Source organism: Parahoeflea alexandrii (assembly GCF_027214025.1).
GTDB lineage: Bacteria > Pseudomonadota > Alphaproteobacteria > Rhizobiales > Rhizobiaceae > Hoeflea > Hoeflea alexandrii_A.
In genome coordinates, this window is the sequence record NZ_JAPWHB010000003.1 from 328,370 (window position 1) to 352,952 (window position 24,583).

Genomic DNA, 24,583 nt, shown 5'->3' on the forward strand with positions numbered 1-24,583 from the left:
TTAAGGAAATATGCAAGAGCGCGGCACTGTCGCCGGCCACCGGTCAGGCGCCGTCGGCGAACCGGTCGAGGCTTTTCTGCGCGGCTTCGAAGAACTGGCCGACCTGCAGACCGTCGACCAGGGCATGATGGACCTGGACGGCGACCGGGCAGCTCCAGCGGCCATCGGGGCCTTCGACGAACTTGCCCCAGGAAAAGCGCGGGATGCAGTCGTCCGGGCCGGGCAGCGCGTTGTCGAGCGCTGTGAAATCGATCCATGGCAGGCAGGAGAGATAGGCGAGATCGAAGCGCTGGCCGGTGTTGGCGCCGAGATCGGCGCCCCTGGCGGTTTCCTCGATGATCGCCTTGCAGCTTTCATCGAACCGGTCCCAGTCCGCGATATAGGGGATGTAGGCGTATCCGAAGGTGTCGCCGGGCCGGGGGACCGTGGCCGACAGCGAGATCTCGTCATATTCGTACACGCGGTCGCCGGAAAAACGCATCTTCAGCGCCGGCACGGCATGCACGCCCGCGCCGATGGCATGGATGAAGGCCCGGTAGGGCGAGACGCCTTGCGGCTTGCCACGGGTCATCAGGGCGGTGACGTCGACGCGCGCGGTGGTGGCGAAGTGCGGCCGGTCATAGGTCCGGAACAGGTTGAACTGTCCGGCCCTTGACCAGGTCGCTAGATCGATTTCGCGCGCGTCTGCCGGCCCCGAGGTCATCAGGCGGCGTTTGCGCCGGCTTTTCCGAAGCGCTTGCGGTCGTTGGCGTCGAGGTAACGCTTGCGCAGGCGGATCGACTTCGGCGTCACTTCCATCAGCTCGTCATCCTGGATCCAGGACAGCGCCCGGTCCAGCGTCATGCGGATCGGCGGCGTCAGCTTGACGGCCTCGTCCTTGCCGGCGGAGCGGATGTTGGTCAGCTGCTTGCCCTTGAGCACGTTGACTTCGAGATCGTTGTCACGGGTATGAATGCCGATGATCATGCCCATGTAGACCTTGTCGCCCGGCTCGATGATCATCGGGCCGCGGTCTTCGAGGTTGAACATCGCATAGGCGACAGCCTCGCCGGCCATGTTGGACAGCAGCACGCCATTGGTGCGGCCGCCGATATCGCCCTTGTAGGGCTGATAATCATGGAACAGGCGGTTCATCACCGCGGTGCCGCGGGTGTCGGTGAGAAGTTCCGACTGGTAGCCGATCAGGCCGCGTGTCGGCGCATGGAAGACCAGGCGGACGCGGTTGCCGCCCGACGGGCGAAGCTCGGTCATTTCGGCCTTGCGCTCGGACATCTTCTGCACGACGACGCCGGAATGCTCCTCGTCGACGTCGATCACGACTTCTTCGATCGGCTCCATCAGGGTGCCGTTGTCGTCCTTGTGCATGACAACACGCGGACGCGAGACGGCCAGTTCGAAGCCTTCGCGGCGCATGGTCTCGATCAGAACTGCGAGCTGCAATTCGCCGCGGCCGGAGACGTAGAACGAATCCTTGCCTTCGGATTCCTCGATCTTCAGTGCGACATTGCCTTCGGCTTCCTTGAGCAGGCGGTCGCGGATGACGCGGCTCGTCACCTTGTCGCCCTCGGTGCCGGCGAGCGGCGAATCGTTGACCATGAAGGTCATGGTGACGGTCGGCGGGTCGATCGGCTGGGCATGAAGCGGCTCGGTGACGGACGTGTCACAGAAGGTGTCGGCGACCGTGCCCTTGGACAGGCCGGCAATGGCGACGATGTCGCCCGCATGGGCCTCTTCAACAGGCCGGCGCTCAAGTCCGCGGAAAGCCAGGATCTTGGAGATGCGGCCGTTTTCCAAGAGCTTGCCTTCGGCGTTGAGGACCTTGACGGACTGGTTCGCCTTGATCGAGCCGGAATGGATGCGGCCGGTGATGATGCGGCCGAGGAACGGGTTGGCCTCGAGAATCGTGCCGATCATGCGGAACGGGCCTTCGGCCACGGTGGGCTCGGGCACATGCTCGAGAACCAGGTCGAACAGCGGCGCCAGCGATCCGCCATCTTCCGGGCGATCCGGACCGGCCGACATCCAGCCATTGCGGCCCGAGCCGTACATGATCGGGAAATCGAGCTGTTCGTCGGTGGCGTCAAGTGCCGCGAAGAGGTCGAAGACCTCGTTGATGACCTCATCGACGCGGGCGTCGGGACGGTCGATCTTGTTGATGGCGACGATCGGGCGAAGGCCGACCTTCAGAGCCTTGCCGACCACGAACTTGGTCTGCGGCATCGGGCCCTCGGCGGCGTCGACCAGAACGATGGCGCCGTCCACCATCGACAGGATACGCTCGACCTCGCCGCCGAAGTCGGCGTGGCCCGGGGTGTCGACGATGTTGATGCGACTGCCCTTCCATTCCACCGAGGTGGCCTTGGCGAGAATGGTGATGCCGCGTTCCTTCTCGATGTCGCCGGAATCCATGGCGCGTTCCTGGACGCGTTCGTTTTCGCGGTAGACACCGGATTGCTTCAGCAGTTCGTCGACAAGCGTGGTCTTGCCATGGTCAACGTGGGCGATAATCGCAATATTGCGCAGGGACATGGATCAGGTCTCATTCTGGAGAATACAAAAACGCCGGATGTGCATCCGGCGCCGGCCGGCAAACGCCGGAATTTGCCGGGCTTATACAGGTTTTTTTGCGGTTGCGAAAGATATCTTTGCCCGACAGCCTTAATGGAGCAAATGAAGGGTTCCAGTCTCCCTTCTACATCATATCGTACCGGTGTCGAAACAGTTATTCGAGCGGTCCTGGCCTGGAACCGCACATCAGTGGGGACCTTCCTGTCGTCGCGGATCATTAGCCTGGGACCTGACATGCGCCGTCGACGATACCGGCCAACGGGAAACCTGCCGCCGCGCCGGTCACGGCGGGTTGACGCTCTGTTTCCCGACCGGTGTTTTGCCGTTTCGCTGCCGTTTGCTATTGTTTTTTTAAAACGAAAGGCAGCGGGAGACGAAGATGCGGAAATTGCAGGCACAGGGCATTCACCACATCACGCTGGTGGGTGCGGACAGGCAGACATCGATCGATTTCTGGGAAGGGGTGCTCGGCATGCCCTTCGTCTTCGAGCAACCCAATCTCGACCGGGCGTCGGAAAGCCATCTCTATTTCGATCCGGGCGACGGCCGTCTGATCACCGTCTTCACCGATGAAAGCCGCAAGCCCGACCCGGCGCGGACCTCGACCGAGCCCGGCGCGGTTCACCATCTCGCCATCAACGTGTCGAAGGCCACTTTCTCGCAAGCTGTCGAGCGGCTGGACGAGCGCGGCATCAAGCACAGCGGGGTCAAGGACCGGGGCTTCATGGATTCGATCTATTTCACCGATCCGCTGGGCTTCCTGATCGAGCTTGCCGCCTACCGGTTCGAGCCGCCGGCCGGCGTCAGCTATGCCGAAGTCTTCGTCGAGGCGCACAAGATCCGGGTCGAGCGCGGAGACTACAACATCGCCGAGATCCATCTGGCCGACGCCATCGAGGCGATCATCACACGCACCCGGCGCTCGCTGTCGGACGACCGGACGCCGAAGAAAGCCTACTGAGCCTCACTCAAGCGCCGGATTCGCCCCAGGTCTTGCCGGTCAGGCGAGGCCGCGCTTTTCGAGCATTGCCGTGGCGTCGGGCATGCGGCCGCGGAACGCCTGGTAGAGCTCGGCCGGGTCGCGCGAGCCGCCGGCGGAATAGACATGGGTCCTGAGTTTGCCGGCCATCTCCGGGTCGAAAGGATTGCCGGTTTCCTCGAAGGCGGCGAAGGCATCCGCATCGAGCACTTCCGACCACATGTAGGAATAGTAGCCGGCCGAATAGCCTTCGCCGGAGAACACATGCAGGAAATGCGGGCTGGCGTGGCGCATGACGATCGCCTCGGGCATGCCGAGCTTTTTCAATGTTTCAGCCTCGAAGGTCGCCGGATCGGCCTTTTCGCCGGCGGTGTGCCAGGCCATGTCGACGAGCGCGGACGCGGTGAACTCGACCGCGGCGAAGCCGGCATTGAAGGTCTGCGCCGCCAGCACCTTGTCGAGCAGCGCCCGCGGGATCGGTTCGCCGGTCTTGTAGTGGCGGGCGTGCTTCTCGAGGATTTCGGGCACCGTCAGCCAGTGCTCGTAGAGCTGTGACGGAAGCTCGACGAAATCGCGGCTGACGGAGGTGCCTGAAAGCGACGGATAGGTCACATCCGACAGCATGCCGTGCAGCGCGTGGCCGAATTCGTGAAACAGGGTGCGCGCGTCATCGAGCGAGAGCAGCGCCTGCTGGCCTTTGGCTGGCTTGGCGAAGTTCATCACATTGGTGATGATTGGCTTCTCACCCTTTGAACCGTCCGGCATGTCGAGCTTGTGCTGGCTGCGCATGCCGCTCATCCAGGCGCCGGAGCGCTTGGATGGCCGGGCAAAGTAATCGGCAATGAAGGTGGCGATCATGTCGCCGCCCGAATCGCGGACCTCGAAGACGCGGGCATCGGGGTGCGGGCCGCGAATGTCCTTGCGCTCGGTCATGGTGATGCCGAAGAGCCGTTTGGCGACGTCGAAACAGGCGTCGATCATCTGGTCGAGCGGGAAATAGGGCTTGAGCTCGGCTGCGGAGAAGGCAAAGCGGCGGGCCTTGAGCTTCTCGGCGTAATGGCGCCAGTCCCAGGCAGCGACCTCGTGATTGCCGCCCTCTTCCGCGATCAGCCTGGCCAGCTCGGCGCGATCCGCATCGGCGCGCTCAAGGGCGCGAGCCCAGACATCGCCGAGCAGCGCTTCCACCGCATCGGGGGTCTTGGCCATGGTGTCGTCGAGCTTGTAGGCGGCGTAGCTGTCATAGCCGAGCAGCGTGGCCTTCTCGTTGCGCAGGGCGATGATCTGGGAGATCAGCGCGGCATTGTCGGTGTTGCCGCCATTGGCGCCGCGGGCGATCCAGGCCTTGAAGGCGGTTTCGCGCAGGTCACGCCGTTCGCTGGACGTGAGGAACGGCTCGATGATCGAGCGCGACAGGGTGACGGCATATTTGCCCTTGTGGCCGCGGTCTTCGGCGACGGCGGCCATGGCGGCGCGCAGATCGTCGGAAAGCCCCTCGAGGTCGGAGCCGTCGTCGAGCAGCATGACCCAGTCCCTTTCGTCGGCCAGCACGTTCTGGCCGAAACGGGCGCCGAGACCGGCAAGGGTCTCGCCCACTTCCGCCAGCCGCTTCTGGCCGGCCTCATCCAGTGCCGCGCCTGACTTGATGAAGGACTTCCATATCCGTTCGAGCAGGCGGTCCTGTTCCGGCGTCAGTCCGAGATCCTTGCGCTGCCGGTAGAGACTGTCGACGCGCTCGAACAGGGCGCGGTTCATGGCGATCTTCGAGTAATGGCGCGACAGGCGTGGCGCCATCTCGCGCTCCAGCGCCTGGATCACGTCATTGGTGTCGGTGCCGGCCCGGTTCCAGAACAGCGACGAGACCCGGGAGAGCTTGTCTCCGGCGAGCTCGAGCGCTTCAATCGTGTTGGCGAAATCTGGCGCTTCCGGATTTGCGGCGATGGCTTCGATCTCGGCATCGTGCTCGGCAAGCGCTGTTTCGAATGCCGGGGCAAAGTCGGCGTCGGCGATTCGCTCGAATTCGGGCAGGCCGAGGGTCGCGTTCCAGTCGAAAACGGGGGAGGCGGATGCGGTCATGAAAGGCTCCTTGTTGAAGCTGCATGTAGGCTCGCCGGCGCCGATGGACAAGGCACCGGGCTGGATGGCGCGCGAGCCGGAGATAAAAAAGGCGGGGCCACCGCCGGCCCCGCCTCCTGTCATCGGAAATGTTCGGTGGCTCAGCCCTTGCGGTCGCGCGCAGCCAGGGTGCGGAGGCGAAGCGCGTTCAAGCGGATGAAGCCCGCCGCGTCCTTCTGGTCATAGGCGCCGCGATCGTCCTCGAACGTCACCAGCGCATCGGAGTAGAGCGACTTGTCGCTCTCGCGGCCGGTGACCATGACGTTGCCCTTGTAGAGCTTGAGCGTGACTTCGCCTTCGACGTGTCTCTGGCTGAGATCGATCGCCGCCTGCAGCATTTCGCGCTCGGGCGAGAACCAGAAGCCGAAATAGATGAGCTCCGCGTAGCGCGGCATCAGATCGTCCTTGAGGTGAGCTGCGCCGCGGTCCAGCGTGATCGATTCCATCGCCCGGTGGGCTGTGAGCAGGATGGTGCCGCCGGGGGTCTCGTAGACGCCGCGCGACTTCATGCCGACGAAGCGGTTTTCAACGAGATCAAGCCGGCCGATGCCGTTGTCGCGGCCGTAATTGTTGAGTTCGGCGAGAATGGTCGCCGGGCTCATGCGGACGCCGTTGATCGAGACTGCGTCGCCCTGCTCAAAGCCGATCTTGATGATGGTGGCCTTGTCGGGAGCGGCTTCCGGCGAAATCGTGCGCATGTGCACGTATTCCGGGGCTTCAATGGCAGGATCTTCCAGCACCTTGCCCTCGGACGAGGAGTGCAGCAGGTTGGCGTCGACCGAGAACGGGGCTTCGCCCATCTTGTCCTTGGCGACCGGGATCTGGTGCGCCTCGGCAAACTTGATCAGGTCGGTGCGGCTCTTGAACGACCAGTCGCGCCAGGGCGCGATGATCTTGATGTCCGGGTTGAGCGCATAGGCCGACAGCTCGAAGCGGATCTGGTCATTGCCCTTGCCGGTGGCACCGTGCGCGATAGCGTCGGCACCGGTCTCGCGGGCGATCTCGACCAGTCGCTTGGAAATCAGCGGGCGGGCGATGGAGGTGCCGAGCAGATAGACGCCCTCGTAGACGGCGTTGGCGCGGAACATCGGGAAGACGAAATCGCGGACAAATTCCTCGCGCACATCCTCGATGTAGATGTTCTTGTCGGGGATGCCGAGCATCTCGGCCTTCTTGCGCGCCGGCTCGAGCTCCTCGCCCTGGCCGAGGTCGGCGGTAAAGGTGACGACTTCGGCGCCGAACTCGGTCTGCAGCCATTTGAGAATGATCGAGGTGTCGAGGCCGCCGGAATAGGCGAGAACGACTTTCTTGACGTCCTTGTGCGATGCCATGGATACTGTCTTCCTGTTTTGATGCTTTGCCCCAGAGCTTGTTTCATTTCCGGGGCCACGAATTTGCCGCACTTTTAGCCGGTTTACAGCGCCATGCAAGGGTTAAGCCTGCACAGGCACATCGAGCCCGGCGGCATTGCATCCGGGGACGAATCGCCCCACGCAATGTCCCGCCAGCCGTCGATCGACACCAAAGGAGACGAGAATGACCCATTTACAGTCGGTAATGGAGAAGGGCAACGTCGCGGTTGTGACCGGGGCCGCCTCGGGCATCGGCCTTGCCGCAGCCCAGACCTTTGCCGCCCGCGGCATGTGCGTCGTTCTGGCCGACGTCGACAGGGACAGGCTGGCGGAAGCCCGTGCAGCGGTGGCGTCGGTCTCCGAAAATCCGGAGTCCGATGTCGTTTCCATCGAAACCGATGTCAGCGATATCGAGGCGGTCAGCGCGCTGGAGCGGGCGGTGCTGGAACGGTTCGGCCGGGTGCATCTGTTGATGAACAATGCCGGCATCCAGCCCGGAAGCAGCATGTTTGGCGCGCAGGTCAACTGGGATAATGTGCTCAAGGTCAATCTTTATGGCGTGATCAACGGAACCCGGGTCTTCGGGCTGAACATGGTCGCGCATGGCGAACCGGCCATGATTATCAACACCGGTTCGAAACAGGGCATTACCACGCCACCTGGCGATCCCGCCTACAATGTCGCCAAAGCCGGGGTGAAGGCCTTCACCGAAGCGCTGCAGCATGAATTGCGCAACATGCCGGACTGCAAGGTCAGCGCCCACCTGCTCATTCCCGGCTTCGTCTACACGCCGCTGACCGCACGGGGCCGGGCCGAAAAACCGGAAGCCGCCTGGACCCCGGAGCAGACGGTCGATTTCATGATGGACAGTCTTGAGCGGGGCGACTTCTACATTCTCTGCCCGGACAATGATGTCGACCGCGCCACCGACGAGAAGCGCATTGCCTGGGCGGCGGGCGACATCATCGAGAACCGGCCGCCGCTGTCGCGCTGGCATCCGGACTGGGCCGACAGGTTCAAGGCCTTTCTCAAGCAGTAGGACGGCCCGGCACGGCTGCCGGGCTTTCGGGATAAAAGGTCCGGGTGGAGGCCGCAAAAGGGTGGATTGGCCGGAAGACGAAACTGGCATAAGACAGTTTCCTCTCGATCTGGATCACCACCATGCTGACAACCTACATTCCGGGACTGCCCGTCCTTGCCGCCTTCAGCTTTGCCGTGCTTCTGCTGGCGATCACGCCCGGTCCGGACATGACGCTGTGGATGAGCCGGACCATCCGCGACGGGCGGGCCATCGGCCTGATGACCCTGCTCGGCACCAATCTCGGGATTGCCATCCACACGCTGCTGGTGGCCTTTGGCGTGTCGGCGCTGATCGTGGCCTCGCCGGTCGCCTTCCTGGTGCTCAAGACCGGCGGCGCCGGCTACCTGCTCTGGCTTGCCATCCAGGCCGTGCGCAACCGCTCGGTGCTCTCCGTCAAGGCCTCGGGCAAGAAGGACGCTTCGATGGGAAAGGCCTTTCTCAACGGTCTCTGGGTCAATCTTCTCAACCCGAAGGTCATCATCTTCTTCATGACCTTCCTGCCGCAATTCGTCAGAGTGGATGATCCGCACGTGACGGGAAAGCTGATCTTTCTCGGGGTGCTGTCGATCGCCATCGCGCTGCCGGTCGCCATCCTCGTGGTGTTCGGCGCAAACGGACTGGCCGACTGGCTCAGGCGCAAGCCGCAGGTGATGCGGGTCGTCGACTATGTCTTCGCGGCGGTGTTTTCGGTGTTCGCGGTCAAGATCCTGCTGACCCAGAGCCGCTGATCAGGTCCCGGTATTGTCTCGGTCCGTTGCAGCCGCGCGCTCGCTCGGCAGCCAGCGCCCGGCACTGCGCCCGGTAAGAAACCAGTAGATCGAGGCGCCGATGATGCCGCAGGCGGCATGGATCGCGAGCATCCACGACGGCTCCGCCGCCGTTCCGGTGGTCGTGACCGTGGCGATCGGCAGGCTGCTCGCGGCGAGAGCGATAAGGCCTCCGGCTAGCGCGTAACTCAGCCAGTCGCGCCTGCGCCAGAATTCGAAGACGGCGATGACGGCAAAGGCCGGCAGCAACACCGCGCGGGCAAACAGGCTCGCCACACCGAACACGCCGATCACCAGCGTCACGGTCAGCTCGAGCTCGCTGAAACGGCCGAAATCCTCCGGCACGACGAGGCGGGCGAGAAAGGCGTAAGTCAGGCCGGCTCCCAGGCAGCCGGCGAAAAAGCCGAGTGCTATGGCGAACATCCGGACGAGAAGGCGTAGAATGTCGCTCATTCGCGGGGGATCAATCGGCGCCGTGGCCGGCGATCATCATCGCCTGCAAGGCCATGTTTTCGAGCTCGTCGCGATCCTTCTTGCGCATGCGCTCGGATTCGCTCTTGAGCTGGCCGCAGGCTGCCAGGATGTCGCGGCCGCGCGGCGTGCGGATCGGCGAAGCGTAGCCGTTGGCGTTGACGAAATCGGCGAAGGTTTCGATCGTCTCCCAGTCCGAACATTCATAGGCCGAGCCGGGCCAGGGGTTGAACGGAATGAGGTTGATCTTGGCCGGAATGCCCTTGAGCAGCCGCACCAGTTCCTTGGCGTCCGACAGGCTGTCGTTGACGCCCTTGAGCATGACGTATTCGAAGGTAATGCGCCGCGCGTTCGACACGCCGGGATAGGTGCGGCAGGCGTCGAGCAGTTCCTTGAGCGGATACTTCTTGTTGATCGGCACCAGCTCGTCGCGCAATTCGTCGCGAACGGCATGCAGCGAAATCGCCAGCATGACGCCGATTTCCTCGCCGGTACGGACGATGCCCGGCACCACGCCGGAGGTCGAGAGCGTTATGCGGCGGCGCGACAGCGCCAGGCCGTCGCCGTCGGAGGCGATCAGCAGCGCCTGCTTGACGTTGTCGAAATTGTAGAGCGGTTCGCCCATGCCCATCATGACGATGTTGGTGACCTTGCGGCCCTCCGCCGGCACGATGGCGCCCTGCGGCGTGTCCTTGTGCGGGAAATCGCCAAGCCGGTCGCGGGCGACCAGCAATTGCGACAGGATCTCCTCGGCGGTGAGGTTGCGCACCAGCTTCTGGGTGCCGGTGTGGCAGAAGGTGCAGGTCAGCGTGCAGCCGACTTGGCTGGAAATGCACAGCGTGCCGCGGCCTTCCTCGGGAATGTAGACGGTCTCGACCTCGACCGGCCGGCCGGCGCCGCGCGGCGGAAACCGCATCAGCCATTTGCGGGTGCCGTCATTGGAGATCTGCTCCTCGACGATCTCGGGGCGGGCGACGGTGTAGCGCTCGGCGAGCTTTTCCCGCAGCTCCCTGGAAATCGTGTGCATGTCGGCGAAATCGGAGGAGCCGCGCACGTAGAGCCAGTGCCAGATCTGGTTGACCCGCATCTTGCGCTGCTTCTCGGGCACGCCGGCGTCGGCCATGGCCGCAACCATCTCTTCGCGGCTCATGCCGATCAGCGTCGGCTTGCCGTCCATCGGCCGGGTTGCGGATTTCTCCGCTGTAGCCCGGGCGGGACGTGCGGAAGGGTCTGTCAGGTCGATCGTGGCAGGCATCGGTATCGGGCGCTCTTGTTGGCGAAGACCGGGCTGTATCAGCTTTTGTCCGGTCCGTCACCATCAGCGCGGTTTTGGCGGAGTGTCACCGGTCTCCTGATCATTGGGGCACCGGCGGCGAGTGCCCGGATTCCACCTGTTGGCGAGCCGTTCGAACATCCGCGGTACAGCGCCGCGGGCCGACGGAGGCTGGTCGAAACGCTGCTGCAACATCGCCGCATGCTCGATATCCAGATCCACCCCGGTAGCGGGCCTGCTTGCCCAGGGGCCGAGCCGGAAGGCCATCATCACGCCATGGTCATAATAGCTCATCGAAGCTCTCCTCGCTGTCTCGCGGTTGTCTGGATGGCATGGATAGCTGGTCACTGCTGACACCCTGTTGTCAGTGGATGGTGATAGAGTGTCAGCAGTGCCCTGGAGGGATTTGCCGATGCGCCGATCGAACCGCCTGTTTGAAATCATCCAGATCTTGCGCGCGACGGACCGTCCGATGACGGCGGAGAGCCTGGCGCGGCAGCTCGAGGTTTCGACCCGCACGATCTACCGCGATATTGCCGCGCTGCAGATGATGAGTACGCCGATCGAGGGGGAGCCGGGCATCGGCTATGTGATGCGCCGGGGATACGACCTGCCGCCGCTCAACTTCGACATGGAGGAGATCGAGGCGCTCAGGGTCGGCCTGGCGCTGCTGTCGCGCACTGGAGACAGCGCGCTGCAACGGGCGGCGGGCCGGATCCACAAGAAGATCGACGCGCTGCACGGTCCCGCCGACTGGCTGCAGGTGGCGCCGTGGGGGGCGGCCATCGACGATCCGGTGAAGGGATGCGTGTCGATGTCGACGCTGCGCGACGCGATCCGTTCCGAGCGCAAGCTGGAGCTGGTCTACCAGGACGAACAGGGATGCCGAACGACGAGGACGGTGCGGCCTCTGGCGCTGGTCTATCACCTCGAATGCGTGATGCTGGCGAGTTGGTGCGAGCTCAGGGCCGGGTTCCGGCATTTCCGCACCGACCGGATCTACGAGTGCCGCGTCCTGGATGCGTTCTTTACCGGGCAGGGCGATGCGCTGAGGGCTATCTGGCCCGATCAGAACCGCTGGGACCGTGTCAGCGCCGGGGCCTGACTTGGACTGCGCGTTCAGCCTTTCGCCTGTGGCATCAATTCAATGTGCGAAGGTGGTGGCACGGCAAGCTGTTACTCGCTTGCGAGGCAGCGCTTCGCGAAAGCGGAGATTGTGTTCCCATCGGTGACGCCGCGCATTTCCGTGCCGTGCTCCGCGAAGAACATAGTCAATCTCTCCGGAGGTGTCGGCAGGTATGCTGCAGAGAGAACCGGAATCTCCGCAGCCGGTAATGGAGAGGTCAACAGGATGTCATCGCCTCCTTTGCGGCGCCAGACGGCATCGGGGAAGATAAGCTTGGCTTTGGTCTCGCTGCGGTGCTTCGCAATCGTGCGATCGACCCATATGTAGACATCAGCACGCAGGGATTCTGTCCACCCATCACCGATACGATCAAGCTGTGTAGGCAGGTAGGTATTGAGCACGAGCCTGATTTGCGGCCCTATTGAGCAGATCATCCACAGTCCGGACCAATATTTACCGCCACGTGCGATCCGGATGCTGTCGGTCGTGACGATATCGTCAAGTGGCGGCAACGTCTCGCCGCGGTCATGCCAGTATGCAATGGTGAGTACGAGTGCAGAAATGAAGATACCGAAAATTGGTTTCCCGGCCCGCTTCCATCGCTCACCTTGCTGACTAGCGATATCTATGGAGTCGGGTTGATCGCTGCGCTTCATGTCAATTCTCGAACGAGCACGTTTGTGGATTTTCGGGAAACTGTTCCATCTATGATCCACACGCTATGCGCGATCACGATGTGAAAAAGACGGCTGCGCAGACATAGTACGTCAATTAAAAGCGAAGGATCTTTTTGTCAGGAGTGGCGGGCTCCGGATGGCGTCAACTAAGCCGGGTATAGCCGAGTCCGTGTACGTTATTGGACTTCGAACTGCGGTTCGGGGACGCGTGCCGGGGTGGCTGACGCGACCAGGGCGGCCTGAACAGTTGCCGCGTTTGAAGGGGCCGGTCTCAGCATCGCGTCGACAAAGCCCGGAATATCCATCCGCGGCAGCCCCGGTTCACCGGTCAGCTGCTTGAGGCCGACCAGCGTCGCATAGATCAGCGTCGCCCGCGAGCGGGCCTCGGGACCGGTCAGGCCGGAGCCGCGCATCTGCAGGGTGAGAAAAGCCAGCCGCTCGGTATCGGCGTCGCGGACAACCGCGTGAACGGCCTCGTCGCCGGCCGCCCAGTGGCGGATCGCCACCTCGGTCATCGGTCCGCCATATTCGCGCGTCGGCACATGCAGGATGTCTTCGATGAAGCGGATGAACAGGTCGCGCGGCGACTTTTCCGGCGAGACCATGGAGGCGATCACGTCGCTGGTGGCGACGCGGCGCCAATGCTCGACCATGGCCGCCTGGAGGGCTGCCAGATCGGCAAAATGCCAATAGAACGAGCCTTTGGTGACACCCAGTTCTTTGCAGAGAAAATCGACCCGGATCGCCTTCGGTCCGGATCTGGTCAGCAGCTTGAACGCGGCCTTGATCCAGTCTTCAGGCGTGAGTGTCTGTTTCGTGGCCATGCCGCCTCATACCCAACGCGTCGCGTCATTCAATCAATAGATGCGATTCCATACACAGGCTATGGATAACAAATGGTTAATTGTGCGGGGGTGGCGAGAGACCGTCCGGGGCGGATCCCGTCGGTCACAGCAATGGCCAAGGGCGTGAAGCGGACATGGAAAAAGGCCGGAGGACCGGCCTTTCCCATGTCTTCCCTGAGGCAGAGATCAGTTGCAGCTGGCGATCTGGTTGAGAGCCGCGGTCACGCCCTTGAGCGAGTAGCTGTAGGAGGTGTTGGTGCCGCGGCGGGAGATCGCCTTGACCGTCATCGAGGTTCCGGCCTTCATCGCGGCGACCAGCTGCGGCTCCTGCGCGGCGTTCTCGACCCATGCCGAATTGCCACGGGTGAAAAGGCTGAAATCACGCCCGTCGATATTGACGGTGATCTTGGACGATTCCTGCAGCGGATAACCCATCATCGCCTGCGGCTCGTAGCTGACATTCTGGCCAGGGCGCTGCGAGATGAGAAAAAAGATATCGCCGTGATCGACATTGGCCGGGGCGGAACTGGTCGGCACGGAGAGAACGTAGCAGACCTTGCCTCCTGCCGAATTGTACGAGTAAGCCCCCCAGGCATCAAACTGCTGGATCCTGGTGGGCGATTGCGCTGCCGCGGAGGCGGTCAATGCAAAAAGCGCCGTCACTGCGGTTGCGATTGTCTTCCCAAACATGGCTTTCCTACCGGTTCGTGGTCCTGTGTCACGCGTTGCACGCGGTGACATTTCCCGCTTGTTGCGAGGTGATTGGTTCATTTTGACTTAATCCTGGTTACCAAACCGTCAATGAATCCCGAAACGGGCCGTATTCCCATCTCTTCGTAGCGGCAGCGCGTCCCTTGCTCACCTTTTGTAACAACTCGAATCCGGCAACAGTTTGACCTTGGTGCAATCCGTTGTAGGTGTTGCTATGGTGGCGGCAAGGCGGTGGCTGATCGCCTTGAGCATACGGGGTTGCACGCGGTTAATGTCGAATGAATTGAAAGAGCGGCTGGTCCGGCTCGCCGCGGCGGTTGCCGAAAGGCGGGATGAGACAGCTTTTGCGGAGTTGTTCGACTATTTCGCACCCCGGATCAAATCCTATCTTCAGCGGCTCGGCATGGAGCCGGGACAGGCGGAGGAGTTGACCCAGGAGGTCATGATCGTGCTCTGGCACAAGGCCGGGCTGTTCGATCCGGTCAAATCCTCGCTTTCCACCTGGCTGTTCCGGATCGCGCGCAATCGCCGCATCGATGCGTTCAGGCGCGACAAGTCGGCTCTGCTCGATGCGGATGATCCGGCGCTGCGGCCTTCGCAACCGGAGGCGGCGGACGATATCGTCGAAGCCGAGGAGCGTGATGAACGGGTCCGCAGGGCGATGCTCGATCTTCCCGAGGAACAGGCGATCCTGGTCAGGCAGGCTTTTTTCCTTGGCCGCTCGCACAGCCAGATCGCCGAGGACACCGGGCTGCCGCTCGGAACGGTCAAGTCCCGCATCCGGCTGGCATTTGCGCGGCTGCGGCGCACCCTGGAAGGCGATGGCGGAGACATGACCGTGCATTGACATGGCCGTCGACGCCCTGCTTTCGGGCAGCCGGCCGGGTCCTCAGGCCTTTTTCTTGTCGGCTGTGAGATTGGCGAGCGATTTGCGGGCGGCCAGCCGATGGGCTTCGGTGAGGTTGGCGCGAACCGTGGCGATGGCCAGGGTCAGGACCGCGATATCGTCGGAAAACCCGACCAGCGCCAGGATATCCGGAATGGCGTCCATCGGCATGATGAAATAGGCGAGCGCACCCAGGAGCACGGCCCTGGCCTTGCCAGGCGTCTCGGGATCGAGCGCGCAATAGTAGGATGCGACCAGATCCTCGGCAAAGGGAACCTGTCCGGCGGCCTTGGCAAAGGTGCGCCAGAACCCGGCGCGAACCGAGGTTTCGTCCGCACCGCTGGTGTCATTGCCGGCCCTGTGGTCCGGTTCGAGGATTTCGCCGTCAAGGCCGGTCATGTCCTGCCTCCCTTGCCCTGTTCCTGTGTTCCACGGACAAAATATGGTTGTTCACGTGCCGGTCTTCAATGTCAGCCGCTCGCTTTGCCGCCGGTCGTGGCGGCAATCCGGTCCATGGCGACGGCAAGCTCGAAGTCGAGGATGGTCAACCCGCCGGCGTCATGGGTGGTCAGCCTGACATCGACCGTGCGATAGACGTTTTTCCACTCCGGATGGTGATCGAGCTTCTCGGCCGCGAGGGCGGCGCGGGTCATGAAACCGAAGGCTTCGCTGAAATCCGCAAATTTGAAGGTGCGGCTCAAGGCTGTTTCTCCAGCGTCGATGCTCCAGGATGAAACGTCGGCGAGCTTTTCGGCAACGGCTGTGCTATCGAGTTTCTGGCGCGGCATGGCGTTCTCCCGGGTTGGAATGTAACGGAGGGATCCGAGATAGTGGGACAGCTTTATGACGGAATCTAGAGTACCGGATGGCAGAGAGAAGACGTCGATCTCCGTCCTGTTCGTCTGCATGGGCAATATCTGCCGCTCGCCGCTGGCGGAAGGCATCTTCCGCGACGGGCTTGCAAGGGCGCAACTGTCGGAGTTCGTGACGGTCGATTCGGCCGGGACCGGCAACTGGCACCAGGGCGAAGCGCCGGATGTCCGCTCGGTGGAGACGGCGGCCAGGCATGGCATCGACATTTCCGGTCAGCGGGCGCGGCAACTCGTCCCGGAAGATTTTGAGCTCTTTGACATGATCTTCGCCATGGACCGCTCGAACGAATCCACGATGCGGGCGCGGGCGCCGTCCGCGCGGCATGACCGCATCTTCCTGTTTCTCGACCATACGCTTGGGAGCCGCGCCGATGTGCCCGATCCCTATTATGGCGGCGTCGACGGGTTCGAGGATGTCTATCAGTTGTTGCGCGAGGGCTGCACCGAACTGGTCTCCAGGCTCGGCAGGGAATTGCGCCAGCCCAGCGGATAGGCCTCCTCGACAAGATAGGGGCCGCCACCGACCGAATCGCGTGACGACATCACCACGAAGCGCCCGACATCGAAAGGCATGGTGCGGAAATCGCCGCGTCCACCGAGATATTTGACCACGTCGCCAACGCGCGCATTGCGCAGCCGCGCCAACGTCACATGCGGGAAAAAGCGGCGCGGGTCCGGCGGCAGACCGTGGCGCTGGCAGATCCGTTCGATTTCCGCCTGCAGCGCCTTCATCTCGGCCGAGGGCGAAACGCCGGCCCAGATCGAGTGCGGCTTCTTCGAGCCGAAGGATCCCAGCCCCGCCAGTGTCAGAGAAAAGGACGGGCGGTCGATCCGGTCGAACGCCCCGATGAGCTCGTCGGCGGTAGGGGCGTCTATATCGCCGATGAACCTGAGGGTTATGTGGTAATTCTCGACATTCAGCCAGCGTGCGCCGGGCAGTCCGCCGCGCAGGAGGGAGAGGGACAGGGCCGCCTCCCGGGGTATCTCGAGTGCGGTAAAAAGCCTGGGCATTTGCGTGTCCCCCGAATCACCGTTTCATCCAAACGAATCACGGCACAGGGATGAGGGCAAGCGCCCAGATTTAGGATGGCTGCACATCCGGCTGTCTACTCGGCCCTGATTTCGGCCAGAAACTGTTCGGCCACGGGCAGGAATTTCTCCACCATCGTGTTGATTCCATTTGCGTTCGGATGCATCCCGTCGCTGAGCAACATGTCCGGATTGCCGGTCACGCCGTCGAGAAAAAAGGGATACAGCGGCACATCGTGTTTGGCCGCAAGCTCCGGATAGATCGCATTGAAGGCTTCCTCGTAGCCTGCGCCCATGTTGGGTGGCGCGAGCATTCCGGCAAGCAGCACCGATATGCCGCGCTCCTTCAGCCGCGCGATCATGGCTTCCAGATTTTCACGGGTCTTCTCCGGCGGCAGCCCGCGCAGCGCGTCATTGGCGCCCAGTTCCAGGATGACGCCATCAACGCCGTCGGGGATCGACCAGTCGAGCCGCGCAAGCCCGCCGGACGTTGTGTCGCCGGACACCCCGGCGTCGATGATCGTGACATCGTGGCCGCGCTCCTTCAGGGCGGCTTCCAGCCGCGCCGGGAACCCCTCGCTTGCCTGCAGATTGTAGGCCGCCATGAGGCTGTCGCCAAAGCCAACCAGCGTGATCGCGTCAGCGGCTTCGGCCTGCCGGTGGACAGTGGCAACACCCAGGGTGAGACACATAATGGCGGTCAGGGCATGAAACGCGCGGCGGAAACCTTTAAAACGCAAGGGGCTGCTCCTAAGTGCTCGACATCAGCCGGTGTGTGCCCGGCCGCTTGTTTTCCATATAGGATGTAAAGCCCGTGTCTCAATCCATCGCCAAACCCATTGTCATGCTGCGGCAGGCTAATCTGACGCTCGGCAACGGGGCTTCCTCGGTGCATGTGCTCAAGGGCATCGATATCGACATCAACCAGGGCGAGTCGGTGGGCATTGTCGGACCTTCGGGTTCGGGCAAGTCGACACTGCTGATGGTGATCGCCGGACTGGAGCGGCTCGATTCGGGCGAGGTTCATGTCGCCGACCAGGCGCTTCACAAGCTGAGCGAGGACGCGGTCGCCGCCGTGCGCGGCCGCTCGGTCGGCATCGTGTTTCAGTCCTTCCACCTCATTCCCAACATGACGGCGCTGGAAAATGTCGCCGTGCCGCTTGAGCTCGCCGGCAAGTCCAACGCTTTCGAACGGGCGCGGCAGGAACTGATCGCCGTCGGTCTCGGCGAGCGGCTGTCGCATTATCCGGGGCAATTGTCGGGCGGCGAGCAGCAGCGGGTGGCGATCGCCCGGGCGCTGGCGCCGGATCCGGTGCTGATCGTCGCCGATGAGCCGACGGGCAATCTCGATGGCGAGACCGGACGGCAGATCGCCGATCTCTTGTTTGCCAAACAGGCCGAGCGCGGCACCACGCTGCTGCTGGTGACGCACGATGTGACGCTTGCCGAGCGCTGCAACCGTCAGATCGCGGTCCGCTCGGGCCGCATCGTCAATGGCGAGGAAGCGCCAACCGCCGCCAGGGCGATCGCCTGATGGCGCCGGCGGCGAATACCGGGGCAAACAGCCTGCGGCTGGGGCTCGCGGCGCGACTGGCGCTACGCGAACTCAGGGGCGGCCTGTCCGGCTTCTACATTTTCCTCGCCTGTGTCGCGCTTGGTACCGCTGCGATCGCCGGGGTCAATTCGGTCTCCCAGATGATGACCGGCTCGATCGCCTCGGAAGGCCAGACCATCCTCGGCGGCGATATCCGTTTCGAAAGCGACAATCGCGATATCGGCGAGGCCGAACGCGCCTGGGTCGAAGGCCTTGGCACCGTGTCGGCTGGCGCCAACATGCGCACGATGGCGCGCAAGGCGGACGGCTCGGACCAATCACTGGTCGAGTTGCGCGCCGTCGACGGCGCCTATCCGCTCTATGGCGGCTTCGAGACGGTTCCGGCGATGCCGGTCGATCAGCTCCTGGCGGAAGAGAACGGTGTCTACGGCGCCGGGGTGGCGCAGATCCTGCTCGACCGTCTCGGGCTGGTTGTCGGCGACAGGGTCCTGGTCGGCCAGGCGGAGCTTGAGATTCGCGGCGTCATCGCCGCCGAACCGGATTCGCTGTCGGAAGGATTCGGCTTCGCGCCGCGGCTGATGATGTCCCGCGAAGCACTCGACCAGGCCGGACTGATCCGTCCCGGCAGCCTGGTCGAATTCAGCTACCGGGTGCGGCTTGACGATGGCGCGAGCGCCCAGGACCTGGCGGCCTTGCGCGACGATGCCACGAGCCGCTTTCCCGATGCCGGCTGGCAGATCCGCACCAGCCAGAACGCGGCGCCGTCGCTGACCCGCAACATCGAGCGGTTCTCGCAGTTTCTCACCCTGGTCGGGCTGACGGCGCTGATCGTCGGCGGTGTCGGCATCGCCAATTCGGTGCGGGCCTGGCTCGAAGGCAAGCGCGGGGTGATCGCCACGCTCAAATGCGTCGGCGCGCCGGCGAAGCTGGTGGTGGCGATCTACCTGATCCAGGTGATGCTGATTGCAGCCCTTGGCGTGGCTTTGGGCCTTGCCCTGGGGGCCGCGACGCCGTTCCTGGCGGCCGGCGCTCTCGCCGGCATCATTCCGATCGCGGTCACCGCCTCGTTCTATCCCGCCTCGCTGGCGATTGCCGCGGGCTTCGGCCTGATGACGGCCTTCGCCTTCGCGGTGTTGCCGCTGGGGCGGGCGGGCGAGGTGCCGGCCACCGCGCTGTTCCGGCAGCAGGGGTTCGAGGCAAGCGCGCTGCCGCGCTGGCCCTACCTGCTGGTTGCCGGGCTGACGCTCGCCTCGCTCGGTGCGGCGGCGGTCTGGTTTGCCGATGACCGCCGCATTGCCACTGTCTTTGTCGCAGCCGTGATCGTGGCCTTCGTGGTCTTGAGGCTGGTGGGCTACGGGGTGCAGCTGATTGCCAGGAAATGGCCTTCGGTGCGGTCGACGCCCCTCAGGCTGGCGATTGGCAACATCCACCGGCCCGGAGCGCTGACCCCGTCGGTGGTGCTGTCGCTCGGGCTCGGCCTGGCGCTCCTGGTGACGCTGGCGCAGATCGACACCAATCTCAGGCGGGAACTGTCGGGCAATCTGCCCGAACGGGCGCCGAACTTCTTCTTTGTCGACATCCAGTCGAGCGAGATCGACGGGTTCGAGAAGGTGGTTTCGGAGATTGCCCCCGGTGGCAAGATCATCAAGGTGCCGATGCTGCGCGGGCGGATCACCCAGCTCAAGGGCGAAGAGGTCAATGCGGAGAATGTCCCGTCGGAAGCCCGCTGGGTTCTCCGGGGCGACCGCGGCGTGACCTATGCCAAGAACCAGCCCGAGAACTCGCGCCTGTCTGCGGGCGAATGGTGGGCGCCCGACTACCAGGGCGAACCGCTGGTGTCGTTCTCGGCCGAGGAGGCGGGTGAAATCGGCCTTGCTGTCGGCGACACGATCACAGTCTCGGTGCTTGGCCGCTCGATCACCGCGCGTATCGCCAATCTGCGCGAAGTCGAGTGGGAATCGCTGTCGATCAATTTCGTCATGGTGTTCTCGCCCAACACCTTTGCCGGCGCGCCGCATTCCTGGATGGCGACCCTGTCCGATCCGGGCGCCGATGCGGCGGTGGAGGGCGAGGTGCTGCGTGCCGTCACACAAGCCTACCCGACGATCACCAGCGTGCGGGTCAAGGATGCGCTGGAGCTCGCCAACCGTCTGGTCGGCCAGATCGGCATCGCCATCCGTGCGGCCGCCCTGGTTGCGCTGGTGGCCTCGGTGCTGGTGCTGGCCGGCGCGCTGGCAGCCGGCAACCGCTCACGGATCCACGACGCGGTGGTGCTCAAGACGCTCGGCGCGACGCGGGCGACGCTGATCCGCGCCTATGTCTACGAATACGGCCTGCTCGGCCTGGCCACGGCGGTGTTCGCGCTGGCCTTTGGCGGCGTGGCGTCCTGGTTCGTGGTCAGCCGCATCATGACGCTGCCGTCCGAATTCATGCCCGATATCGCGCTTCTGACGCTTGTTGGTGCGCTGGTGCTGACCGTCGGCATCGGCCTGATGGGCACATGGCGGGTGCTGGGGCAGAAGGCGGCGCCGGTGCTGCGTGAACTCTAATTCACTGCGGGTTTTTCTCCTGCAGGGTGTCTTGAGGTCAAATCGTCGCATTTGTTAAGCAATTGCATAGGTTTCCGTCCATCTTGAATGGGTGGGGGTCTTGTCGTGGCCACAGTTCGTACTCATATTACCGGCAGGCATGCTGGAGCCCCGCAGCGGCGCCTGGGACTTTGATCCCGACACCGTAAACCTTACCGGGGCTTATAAAGAGGGAAACATGGCTGACTTTCGCAATTCGAATGTCCGCGCAGCAAATGGCGCTTATGCAGGCGCCGCGATAGATGAAGGCCTCCGCGCCTACATGCTGCGCGTTTATAATCTCATGGCAATGGGCCTTGGCATCACTGGTGTCGCAGCCTACGCCATCGCAATGCTCGCGACCACCAATGATCCGGCTTCTGCCGTGGCAACAATGGGCAACGGCAAGATGCTGACCGGCCTTGGCGCCGCGCTCTATGGCTCGCCGCTCAAATGGGTGGTGATGCTCGCGCCGCTTGGCATGGTGTTCTTCCTGAGCGCCCGCATCGAGAAGATGAGCGTTTCGTCCGCGCAGACCGCCTTCTGGGCGTTTGCCGCGCTGATGGGCATCTCGCTGTCGTCGATCTTCATGGTCTACACCAGCGCGTCGATCACGCAGACCTTCTTCATCACCGCAGCCTCGTTCGGCGCGCTGTCGCTGTTCGGCTACACGACCAAGAAGGACCTGTCGGCGATGGGTTCGTTCCTGATGATGGGTCTGTTCGGCCTGATCATCGCCATGGTGGTCAACATCTTCCTGCAGTCGAGCGCGCTTCAGTTTGCGATCTCGGGCATCGGCGTACTGATCTTTGCCGGTCTGACCGCCTATGACACACAGCAGATCAAGTCGATGTATTATGAAGGCGACACCGACGCCACCGCCGGTCGCAAGGCGATCATGGGTGCGTTGCGTCTGTATCTCGACTTCATCAACCTGTTCATGTTCCTGCTGCAGTTCCTCGGCAACCGCGAGTAACAGCTTCAGATCTGAAATCGGAAAGGCGGCCTTCGGGCCGCCTTTTTTTGTTGGCCCAAGGCCAGTTGCAGCGGTAAACCGGTGATCTGACCCACCGGACCTACCTTCATGATCATTCGCGATGCGACGCTTTCCGATCTCCCCGAGATTACCCGGATCTACACCGACAGCGTTCTCAACGGCGTCGCCAGCTATGAGCTGGTGGCGCCCGACGAGGCCGAAATGGGGCGGCGGATGACCGCCATCAGGGATAGTTCCTATCCCTACCTGATTGCCACCGACGAGGAGGGCGCGGTTCTCGGCTATGCCTATGCCTCGGCATTCCGGACCCGTCCGGCTTATCGCTGGCTGGTCGAGGATTCGATTTACCTGGCGCCAGAGGCGCGTGGCAAGGGTGTCGGCCGCGCCTTGCTCGAAGCCCTGATCGAACGGTGCGAGACGCTTGGCTTCCGGCAGATGGTCGCCGTAATCGGCGGTGGTCATCCGGCCTCGATCGCGGTGCACCAGAAGGCGGGCTTCGTCAGCGCCGGCATGATCAGCGGTTCCGGCCACAAGCATGGACGCTGGCTCGACACCGTGTTCATGCAGCGGCCGCTTGGCGAGGGCAAGACCACCGATCCGGATCCGGCGAGTTATCCCGGGACGCTCTTTGCAGGATGACGCGGCCGCCGCAGCCGGTGAACATCAGAATGTGTTGACCGCGCAGCTGGCAAGAGTCGGGAGGAATCCCAGCGACGTGACCATCTGAAAATGGGAACTCTTGTCTCTTCGGTCGGAGGCGCCGGCGGCAGCTATTGCTCCGCCCAGCATCGAGCCCGGCAGCCAGCCGAACAGCACTGCCAGGAGCGCCAGGGGTCCGCCGATGGAGTTGAATCCCGCCGTCGTATTGCCGAGCACCCAGACTATGCAGAGGTACTGGGACAGGGGAGCGGCAAAAATCATCACTACATAACCTAGGATGACGATCAGTCTCGAACGCATTGTTTTTCCTTAGAGGCCAGGACAATTAAATTATGAGTTATTTTGGAAACCCGCAGCTGGCCTTTAACGCACCAGGCGCGGCGTCTTGTCGAAATATTTCAGCACGGTTTCGAGTTCGTGGCCGCGCTTGAGCACCAGTCCGGCAGCGGAAATGATGGCGAATGCGCCCTGCTTGCGGGCCCGGGAGGGATCTTTCTCGATGCGGTAGAGCGGCACTTCGCTGGCCCGGCGGAAAGCGGAAAATACCGCCCTGTCGCGCAGGTGATCGATGGCGTAGTCGCGCCAGTGGCCCTCGGCGACCATCCTTGAATAGACCTGCAGGATACGGTCCAGTTCGCGGCGCTTGAATGTCACCGGTTCAGGTGTGTTGCGGCGGCGATGTTCGGCCAGGTCCACAGTCGCCCTGTCCGTCTGGCCGGTCTGCTCAACCTGGCCACGGTGTGACGCGTAATCCGTTCCGTCCGCCATTATCCGGACTGCAAATCAGTGTTCATCGCTTCAGTTTGCCTGACACATGGGTAATTTCAAGCATGGATGACGAGATTTATCGCCGATGGCCCGGATTGTGCCGTTCTGCAATGCAGCATCACGAAAGGCTTCAAGCGGTCGCCGTTGTTTACCGCGTCAGGGGCGGAAAGTGGGTTTGGACCCATTTGGGCCGCATTTCAGTCAAAACCTCGCCGGAATTGCCATCGATTGTCAGCTCGTTGCCTCAGACGGTTCGAACCGGGGACTTCGATATTTACAGCCCCCCAGCCCCTCGGAGTCCCCGGGACGGATCATCTCGAAACGCCAGCGGCCTTGTCGGCGGAAACGTTTTCAAGGTCCGGCAGTCGACAACGTCGCAGGTCGTTCCCCCGCCCTCGATGTGAGGCAGCGCCCAAACCCTGCATTCGACCGGCTTCGAGCCGGTCTTTTTTTGTCCGGAGCCGCGGATCAGATCTTGACTGCGCCGAGAATGCGGCCCGGGGCGCCGTCAGTGCCAACCTCCTGCAGAAGGATGGCGCATTTGCGCCCGGGGTGGGCGGAAAGAACCGATGCGGGCAATTTCAGCTCCACCCTCTGGCCGTTCCACATGCCGACCGTCTCCATGTCGCGGACACTGTGGCGATAGGTGATGGTGCGGCCGGCGTTTTCGCCGCGCTTGATCTTCACGGTGTTGGCGTCGTCAAAATAGACCGCCACGATATCCGCCTTGCCCTGGCCCGGACCGACCGAGATCCTGAGCTCGTCGGCATTCAAGGTTGCGGTCACCTCGACCGTGAGACCCTCGCCGATGGAGGACAGCTTGGTCATGGTCTTGCCGATCGCCGCGCCATCGGAGCCGTTGACATGGTCGGCGCCATTGATGACGGCCTGGGGCGTGTAGACATTCTTGCGGCGCAGCGAGCGGGCATAGCCATATTGCCGCTCGGTGCTCGCGGCAGAGGACAGTGTGTCGGACCAGCCGCGGTAATTCCAGTAGTCGACGTGATAGCCCAGCGCCAGCACATCGTCGCGTTCGGCCAGCCGTGCCAGTTCGGCGTCGGCGGGCGGGCAGGAAGAGCAGCCCTGGCTGGTGAACAGTTCGACCACGCCCTTCAGATCTCCTGCCTGCGCCATGGCCGGGGCTGCAAGCAGCGAGGTGGCTGCTGCGAGAACCGGAAGGGCGAGGGCCAGGAAAAACGTGGGCGCAATCATCAGGGGGAATCCGTCTTGTTCAGGGTGATACTCCGCAAGGTCATGCAATCATCTAGCGCCAAGTGCCGTACACGT

The 24,583-nt window shown here is 63.1% G+C and carries 27 protein-coding genes; 10 read left to right on the top strand and 17 right to left on the bottom strand.

The features are described from left to right. Nucleotides 1-43 precede the first annotated feature (43 nt). Together O4H62_RS11995 and typA are read right to left on the bottom strand one after the other, a co-directional pair. Entirely contained in the window at nucleotides 44-703 is a 660-nt protein-coding gene (locus O4H62_RS11995; RefSeq protein ID WP_269388073.1) for a chloramphenicol acetyltransferase, read from the bottom strand. Beyond that, entirely contained in the window at nucleotides 703-2,529 is a 1,827-nt protein-coding gene (gene typA, locus O4H62_RS12000; protein ID WP_269388075.1) for a translational GTPase TypA, read from the bottom strand. Before typA ends, O4H62_RS11995 begins: the two co-directional genes overlap by 1 nt. A 418-nt stretch (nucleotides 2,530-2,947) precedes the next feature. Between typA and O4H62_RS12005 the strand changes: the two genes are divergently transcribed. Continuing rightward, on the top strand, nucleotides 2,948-3,529 hold the full coding sequence (locus O4H62_RS12005) for a VOC family protein (protein WP_269388076.1): 582 nt from the start codon (nucleotides 2,948-2,950) through the stop codon (nucleotides 3,527-3,529). Nucleotides 3,530-3,568: 39 nt separating this feature from the next. On the opposite strand, the gene O4H62_RS12010 is transcribed toward O4H62_RS12005, so the two are convergent. Both O4H62_RS12010 and O4H62_RS12015 read right to left on the bottom strand, forming a co-directional pair. After that, the gene (locus O4H62_RS12010) at nucleotides 3,569-5,620 is read right to left on the bottom strand and encodes a M3 family metallopeptidase (RefSeq protein WP_269388077.1); all 2,052 of its coding nucleotides are present in this window, start codon (nucleotides 5,618-5,620) and stop codon (nucleotides 3,569-3,571) included. A gap of 140 nt (nucleotides 5,621-5,760) precedes the next feature. After that, on the bottom strand, nucleotides 5,761-6,990 hold the full coding sequence (locus O4H62_RS12015; RefSeq protein WP_269388080.1) for an argininosuccinate synthase: 1,230 nt from the start codon (nucleotides 6,988-6,990) through the stop codon (nucleotides 5,761-5,763). A gap of 205 nt (nucleotides 6,991-7,195) precedes the next feature. Between O4H62_RS12015 and O4H62_RS12020 the strand changes: the two genes are divergently transcribed. Then, nucleotides 7,196-8,050, top strand: a complete 855-nt coding sequence (locus tag O4H62_RS12020; protein ID WP_269388081.1) for an SDR family NAD(P)-dependent oxidoreductase — start codon at nucleotides 7,196-7,198, stop codon at nucleotides 8,048-8,050. Between the two features lie 122 nt (nucleotides 8,051-8,172). Further along, nucleotides 8,173-8,820 carry a LysE family translocator gene (locus tag O4H62_RS12025; protein WP_269388082.1) on the top strand — a complete coding sequence of 216 codons (648 nt, stop codon included), beginning with the start codon at nucleotides 8,173-8,175 and terminating at the stop codon, nucleotides 8,818-8,820. Here the strand turns inward: O4H62_RS12025 and O4H62_RS12030 are convergent, their stop codons facing one another. From O4H62_RS12030 to O4H62_RS12040, 3 genes are all read right to left on the bottom strand, one after another. Next, the gene (locus O4H62_RS12030; RefSeq protein WP_269388084.1) at nucleotides 8,821-9,312 is read right to left on the bottom strand and encodes a hypothetical protein; all 492 of its coding nucleotides are present in this window, start codon (nucleotides 9,310-9,312) and stop codon (nucleotides 8,821-8,823) included. 10 nt (nucleotides 9,313-9,322) lie between these two features. Then, entirely contained in the window at nucleotides 9,323-10,585 is a 1,263-nt protein-coding gene (gene rlmN, locus O4H62_RS12035) for a 23S rRNA (adenine(2503)-C(2))-methyltransferase RlmN (protein ID WP_269388085.1), read from the bottom strand. 63 nt (nucleotides 10,586-10,648) lie between these two features. After that, a complete protein-coding gene (locus O4H62_RS12040) occupies nucleotides 10,649-10,897 on the bottom strand; it encodes a hypothetical protein (RefSeq protein WP_269388086.1) in 249 nt (82 codons plus the stop codon). A gap of 118 nt (nucleotides 10,898-11,015) precedes the next feature. On the opposite strand from O4H62_RS12040, the gene O4H62_RS12045 reads away from it, so the two are divergent. Then, a complete protein-coding gene (locus O4H62_RS12045; RefSeq protein ID WP_269388087.1) occupies nucleotides 11,016-11,708 on the top strand; it encodes a helix-turn-helix transcriptional regulator in 693 nt (230 codons plus the stop codon). A gap of 71 nt (nucleotides 11,709-11,779) precedes the next feature. Here O4H62_RS12045 and O4H62_RS12050 read toward each other — a convergent pair whose 3' ends face one another. The 3 genes from O4H62_RS12050 to O4H62_RS12060 form a co-directional block, all read right to left on the bottom strand. Next, entirely contained in the window at nucleotides 11,780-12,385 is a 606-nt protein-coding gene (locus O4H62_RS12050) for a hypothetical protein (RefSeq protein WP_269388088.1), read from the bottom strand. 197 nt (nucleotides 12,386-12,582) lie between these two features. Beyond that, nucleotides 12,583-13,230 carry a TetR/AcrR family transcriptional regulator gene (locus tag O4H62_RS12055; RefSeq protein ID WP_269388090.1) on the bottom strand — a complete coding sequence of 216 codons (648 nt, stop codon included), beginning with the start codon at nucleotides 13,228-13,230 and terminating at the stop codon, nucleotides 12,583-12,585. Nucleotides 13,231-13,437: 207 nt separating this feature from the next. Further along, nucleotides 13,438-13,941, bottom strand: a complete 504-nt coding sequence (locus O4H62_RS12060; protein WP_269388091.1) for an invasion associated locus B family protein — start codon at nucleotides 13,939-13,941, stop codon at nucleotides 13,438-13,440. Nucleotides 13,942-14,233: 292 nt separating this feature from the next. Here O4H62_RS12060 and O4H62_RS12065 point away from each other — a divergent pair, with 292 nt between their 5' ends. Continuing rightward, a complete protein-coding gene (locus O4H62_RS12065; protein ID WP_269388092.1) occupies nucleotides 14,234-14,809 on the top strand; it encodes a sigma-70 family RNA polymerase sigma factor in 576 nt (191 codons plus the stop codon). Between the two features lie 42 nt (nucleotides 14,810-14,851). Here O4H62_RS12065 and O4H62_RS12070 read toward each other — a convergent pair whose 3' ends face one another. Continuing rightward, nucleotides 14,852-15,247, bottom strand: coding sequence for a YkvA family protein (locus O4H62_RS12070; RefSeq protein WP_269388093.1), 396 nt, complete (start codon nucleotides 15,245-15,247; stop codon nucleotides 14,852-14,854). A 71-nt stretch (nucleotides 15,248-15,318) separates the two neighbouring features. Next, on the bottom strand, nucleotides 15,319-15,636 hold the full coding sequence (locus O4H62_RS12075; protein ID WP_269388095.1) for a 4a-hydroxytetrahydrobiopterin dehydratase: 318 nt from the start codon (nucleotides 15,634-15,636) through the stop codon (nucleotides 15,319-15,321). A gap of 55 nt (nucleotides 15,637-15,691) precedes the next feature. On the opposite strand from O4H62_RS12075, the gene O4H62_RS12080 reads away from it, so the two are divergent. Next, nucleotides 15,692-16,213, top strand: coding sequence for a low molecular weight protein-tyrosine-phosphatase (locus O4H62_RS12080; RefSeq protein WP_269388097.1), 522 nt, complete (start codon nucleotides 15,692-15,694; stop codon nucleotides 16,211-16,213). Here the strand turns inward: O4H62_RS12080 and thpR are convergent. Together thpR and O4H62_RS12090 are read right to left on the bottom strand one after the other, a co-directional pair. Further along, the gene (gene thpR, locus O4H62_RS12085; RefSeq protein ID WP_269388099.1) at nucleotides 16,141-16,731 is read right to left on the bottom strand and encodes an RNA 2',3'-cyclic phosphodiesterase; all 591 of its coding nucleotides are present in this window, start codon (nucleotides 16,729-16,731) and stop codon (nucleotides 16,141-16,143) included. The two genes, O4H62_RS12080 and thpR, sit on opposite strands and share 73 nt — an antisense overlap. Nucleotides 16,732-16,826: 95 nt before the next feature. After that, nucleotides 16,827-17,489 carry an arylesterase gene (locus O4H62_RS12090; protein WP_430538424.1) on the bottom strand — a complete coding sequence of 221 codons (663 nt, stop codon included), beginning with the start codon at nucleotides 17,487-17,489 and terminating at the stop codon, nucleotides 16,827-16,829. An 86-nt stretch (nucleotides 17,490-17,575) separates the two neighbouring features. Here O4H62_RS12090 and O4H62_RS12095 point away from each other — a divergent pair, with 86 nt between their 5' ends. The 4 genes from O4H62_RS12095 to O4H62_RS12110 all read left to right on the top strand — a co-directional run bounded on the left by O4H62_RS12095 (nucleotide 17,576) and on the right by O4H62_RS12110 (nucleotide 22,507). Further along, a complete protein-coding gene (locus O4H62_RS12095; protein WP_269388593.1) occupies nucleotides 17,576-18,283 on the top strand; it encodes an ABC transporter ATP-binding protein in 708 nt (235 codons plus the stop codon). Continuing rightward, nucleotides 18,283-20,853, top strand: a complete 2,571-nt coding sequence (locus O4H62_RS12100) for an ABC transporter permease (protein WP_269388101.1) — start codon at nucleotides 18,283-18,285, stop codon at nucleotides 20,851-20,853. The genes O4H62_RS12095 and O4H62_RS12100 overlap by 1 nt, the downstream gene beginning before the upstream one ends. Before the next feature lie 217 nt (nucleotides 20,854-21,070). Next, on the top strand, nucleotides 21,071-21,847 hold the full coding sequence (locus tag O4H62_RS12105; RefSeq protein ID WP_269388103.1) for a Bax inhibitor-1/YccA family protein: 777 nt from the start codon (nucleotides 21,071-21,073) through the stop codon (nucleotides 21,845-21,847). A 108-nt stretch (nucleotides 21,848-21,955) separates the two neighbouring features. Then, on the top strand, nucleotides 21,956-22,507 hold the full coding sequence (locus O4H62_RS12110; RefSeq protein WP_269388105.1) for a GNAT family N-acetyltransferase: 552 nt from the start codon (nucleotides 21,956-21,958) through the stop codon (nucleotides 22,505-22,507). A 24-nt stretch (nucleotides 22,508-22,531) separates the two neighbouring features. On the opposite strand, the gene O4H62_RS12115 is transcribed toward O4H62_RS12110, so the two are convergent. The 3 genes from O4H62_RS12115 to O4H62_RS12125 all read right to left on the bottom strand — a co-directional run bounded on the left by O4H62_RS12115 (nucleotide 22,532) and on the right by O4H62_RS12125 (nucleotide 24,505). After that, nucleotides 22,532-22,828 carry a hypothetical protein gene (locus O4H62_RS12115; RefSeq protein ID WP_269388106.1) on the bottom strand — a complete coding sequence of 99 codons (297 nt, stop codon included), beginning with the start codon at nucleotides 22,826-22,828 and terminating at the stop codon, nucleotides 22,532-22,534. Nucleotides 22,829-22,891: 63 nt separating this feature from the next. Then, nucleotides 22,892-23,296: a DUF2794 domain-containing protein gene (locus O4H62_RS12120; protein ID WP_269388107.1), complete on the bottom strand. Its 405-nt coding sequence runs from the start codon at nucleotides 23,294-23,296 to the stop codon at nucleotides 22,892-22,894. 468 nt (nucleotides 23,297-23,764) lie between these two features. Next, entirely contained in the window at nucleotides 23,765-24,505 is a 741-nt protein-coding gene (locus tag O4H62_RS12125; RefSeq protein WP_430538433.1) for a DUF1223 domain-containing protein, read from the bottom strand. Nucleotides 24,506-24,583: the final 78 nt, after the last annotated feature.

Bases quoted from the DNA above. Each gene is read 5' to 3' on its own strand.
- typA (WP_269388075.1), bottom strand. From the start codon at position 2,529: ATGTCCCTGCGCAATATTGCGATTATCGCCCACGTTGACCATGGCAAG.
- thpR (WP_269388099.1), bottom strand. From the start codon at position 16,731: ATGCCCAGGCTTTTTACCGCACTCGAGATACCCCGGGAGGCGGCCCTG.
- O4H62_RS12110 (WP_269388105.1), top strand. From the start codon at position 21,956: ATGATCATTCGCGATGCGACGCTTTCCGATCTCCCCGAGATTACCCGG.
- O4H62_RS11995 (WP_269388073.1), bottom strand. From the start codon at position 703: ATGACCTCGGGGCCGGCAGACGCGCGCGAAATCGATCTAGCGACCTGG.
- O4H62_RS12100 (WP_269388101.1), top strand. From the start codon at position 18,283: ATGGCGCCGGCGGCGAATACCGGGGCAAACAGCCTGCGGCTGGGGCTC.
- O4H62_RS12070 (WP_269388093.1), bottom strand. From the start codon at position 15,247: ATGACCGGCCTTGACGGCGAAATCCTCGAACCGGACCACAGGGCCGGC.
- O4H62_RS12005 (WP_269388076.1), top strand. From the start codon at position 2,948: ATGCGGAAATTGCAGGCACAGGGCATTCACCACATCACGCTGGTGGGT.
- rlmN (WP_269388085.1), bottom strand. From the start codon at position 10,585: ATGCCTGCCACGATCGACCTGACAGACCCTTCCGCACGTCCCGCCCGG.
- O4H62_RS12020 (WP_269388081.1), top strand. From the start codon at position 7,196: ATGACCCATTTACAGTCGGTAATGGAGAAGGGCAACGTCGCGGTTGTG.
- O4H62_RS12105 (WP_269388103.1), top strand. From the start codon at position 21,071: ATGGCTGACTTTCGCAATTCGAATGTCCGCGCAGCAAATGGCGCTTAT.
- O4H62_RS12115 (WP_269388106.1), bottom strand. From the start codon at position 22,828: ATGCGTTCGAGACTGATCGTCATCCTAGGTTATGTAGTGATGATTTTT.
- O4H62_RS12075 (WP_269388095.1), bottom strand. From the start codon at position 15,636: ATGCCGCGCCAGAAACTCGATAGCACAGCCGTTGCCGAAAAGCTCGCC.
- O4H62_RS12025 (WP_269388082.1), top strand. From the start codon at position 8,173: ATGCTGACAACCTACATTCCGGGACTGCCCGTCCTTGCCGCCTTCAGC.
- O4H62_RS12030 (WP_269388084.1), bottom strand. From the start codon at position 9,312: ATGAGCGACATTCTACGCCTTCTCGTCCGGATGTTCGCCATAGCACTC.
- O4H62_RS12015 (WP_269388080.1), bottom strand. From the start codon at position 6,990: ATGGCATCGCACAAGGACGTCAAGAAAGTCGTTCTCGCCTATTCCGGC.
- O4H62_RS12010 (WP_269388077.1), bottom strand. From the start codon at position 5,620: ATGACCGCATCCGCCTCCCCCGTTTTCGACTGGAACGCGACCCTCGGC.
- O4H62_RS12080 (WP_269388097.1), top strand. From the start codon at position 15,692: ATGACGGAATCTAGAGTACCGGATGGCAGAGAGAAGACGTCGATCTCC.
- O4H62_RS12040 (WP_269388086.1), bottom strand. From the start codon at position 10,897: ATGAGCTATTATGACCATGGCGTGATGATGGCCTTCCGGCTCGGCCCC.
- O4H62_RS12060 (WP_269388091.1), bottom strand. From the start codon at position 13,941: ATGTTTGGGAAGACAATCGCAACCGCAGTGACGGCGCTTTTTGCATTG.
- O4H62_RS12065 (WP_269388092.1), top strand. From the start codon at position 14,234: ATGTCGAATGAATTGAAAGAGCGGCTGGTCCGGCTCGCCGCGGCGGTT.
- O4H62_RS12120 (WP_269388107.1), bottom strand. From the start codon at position 23,296: ATGGCGGACGGAACGGATTACGCGTCACACCGTGGCCAGGTTGAGCAG.
- O4H62_RS12055 (WP_269388090.1), bottom strand. From the start codon at position 13,230: ATGGCCACGAAACAGACACTCACGCCTGAAGACTGGATCAAGGCCGCG.
- O4H62_RS12050 (WP_269388088.1), bottom strand. From the start codon at position 12,385: ATGAAGCGCAGCGATCAACCCGACTCCATAGATATCGCTAGTCAGCAA.
- O4H62_RS12045 (WP_269388087.1), top strand. From the start codon at position 11,016: ATGCGCCGATCGAACCGCCTGTTTGAAATCATCCAGATCTTGCGCGCG.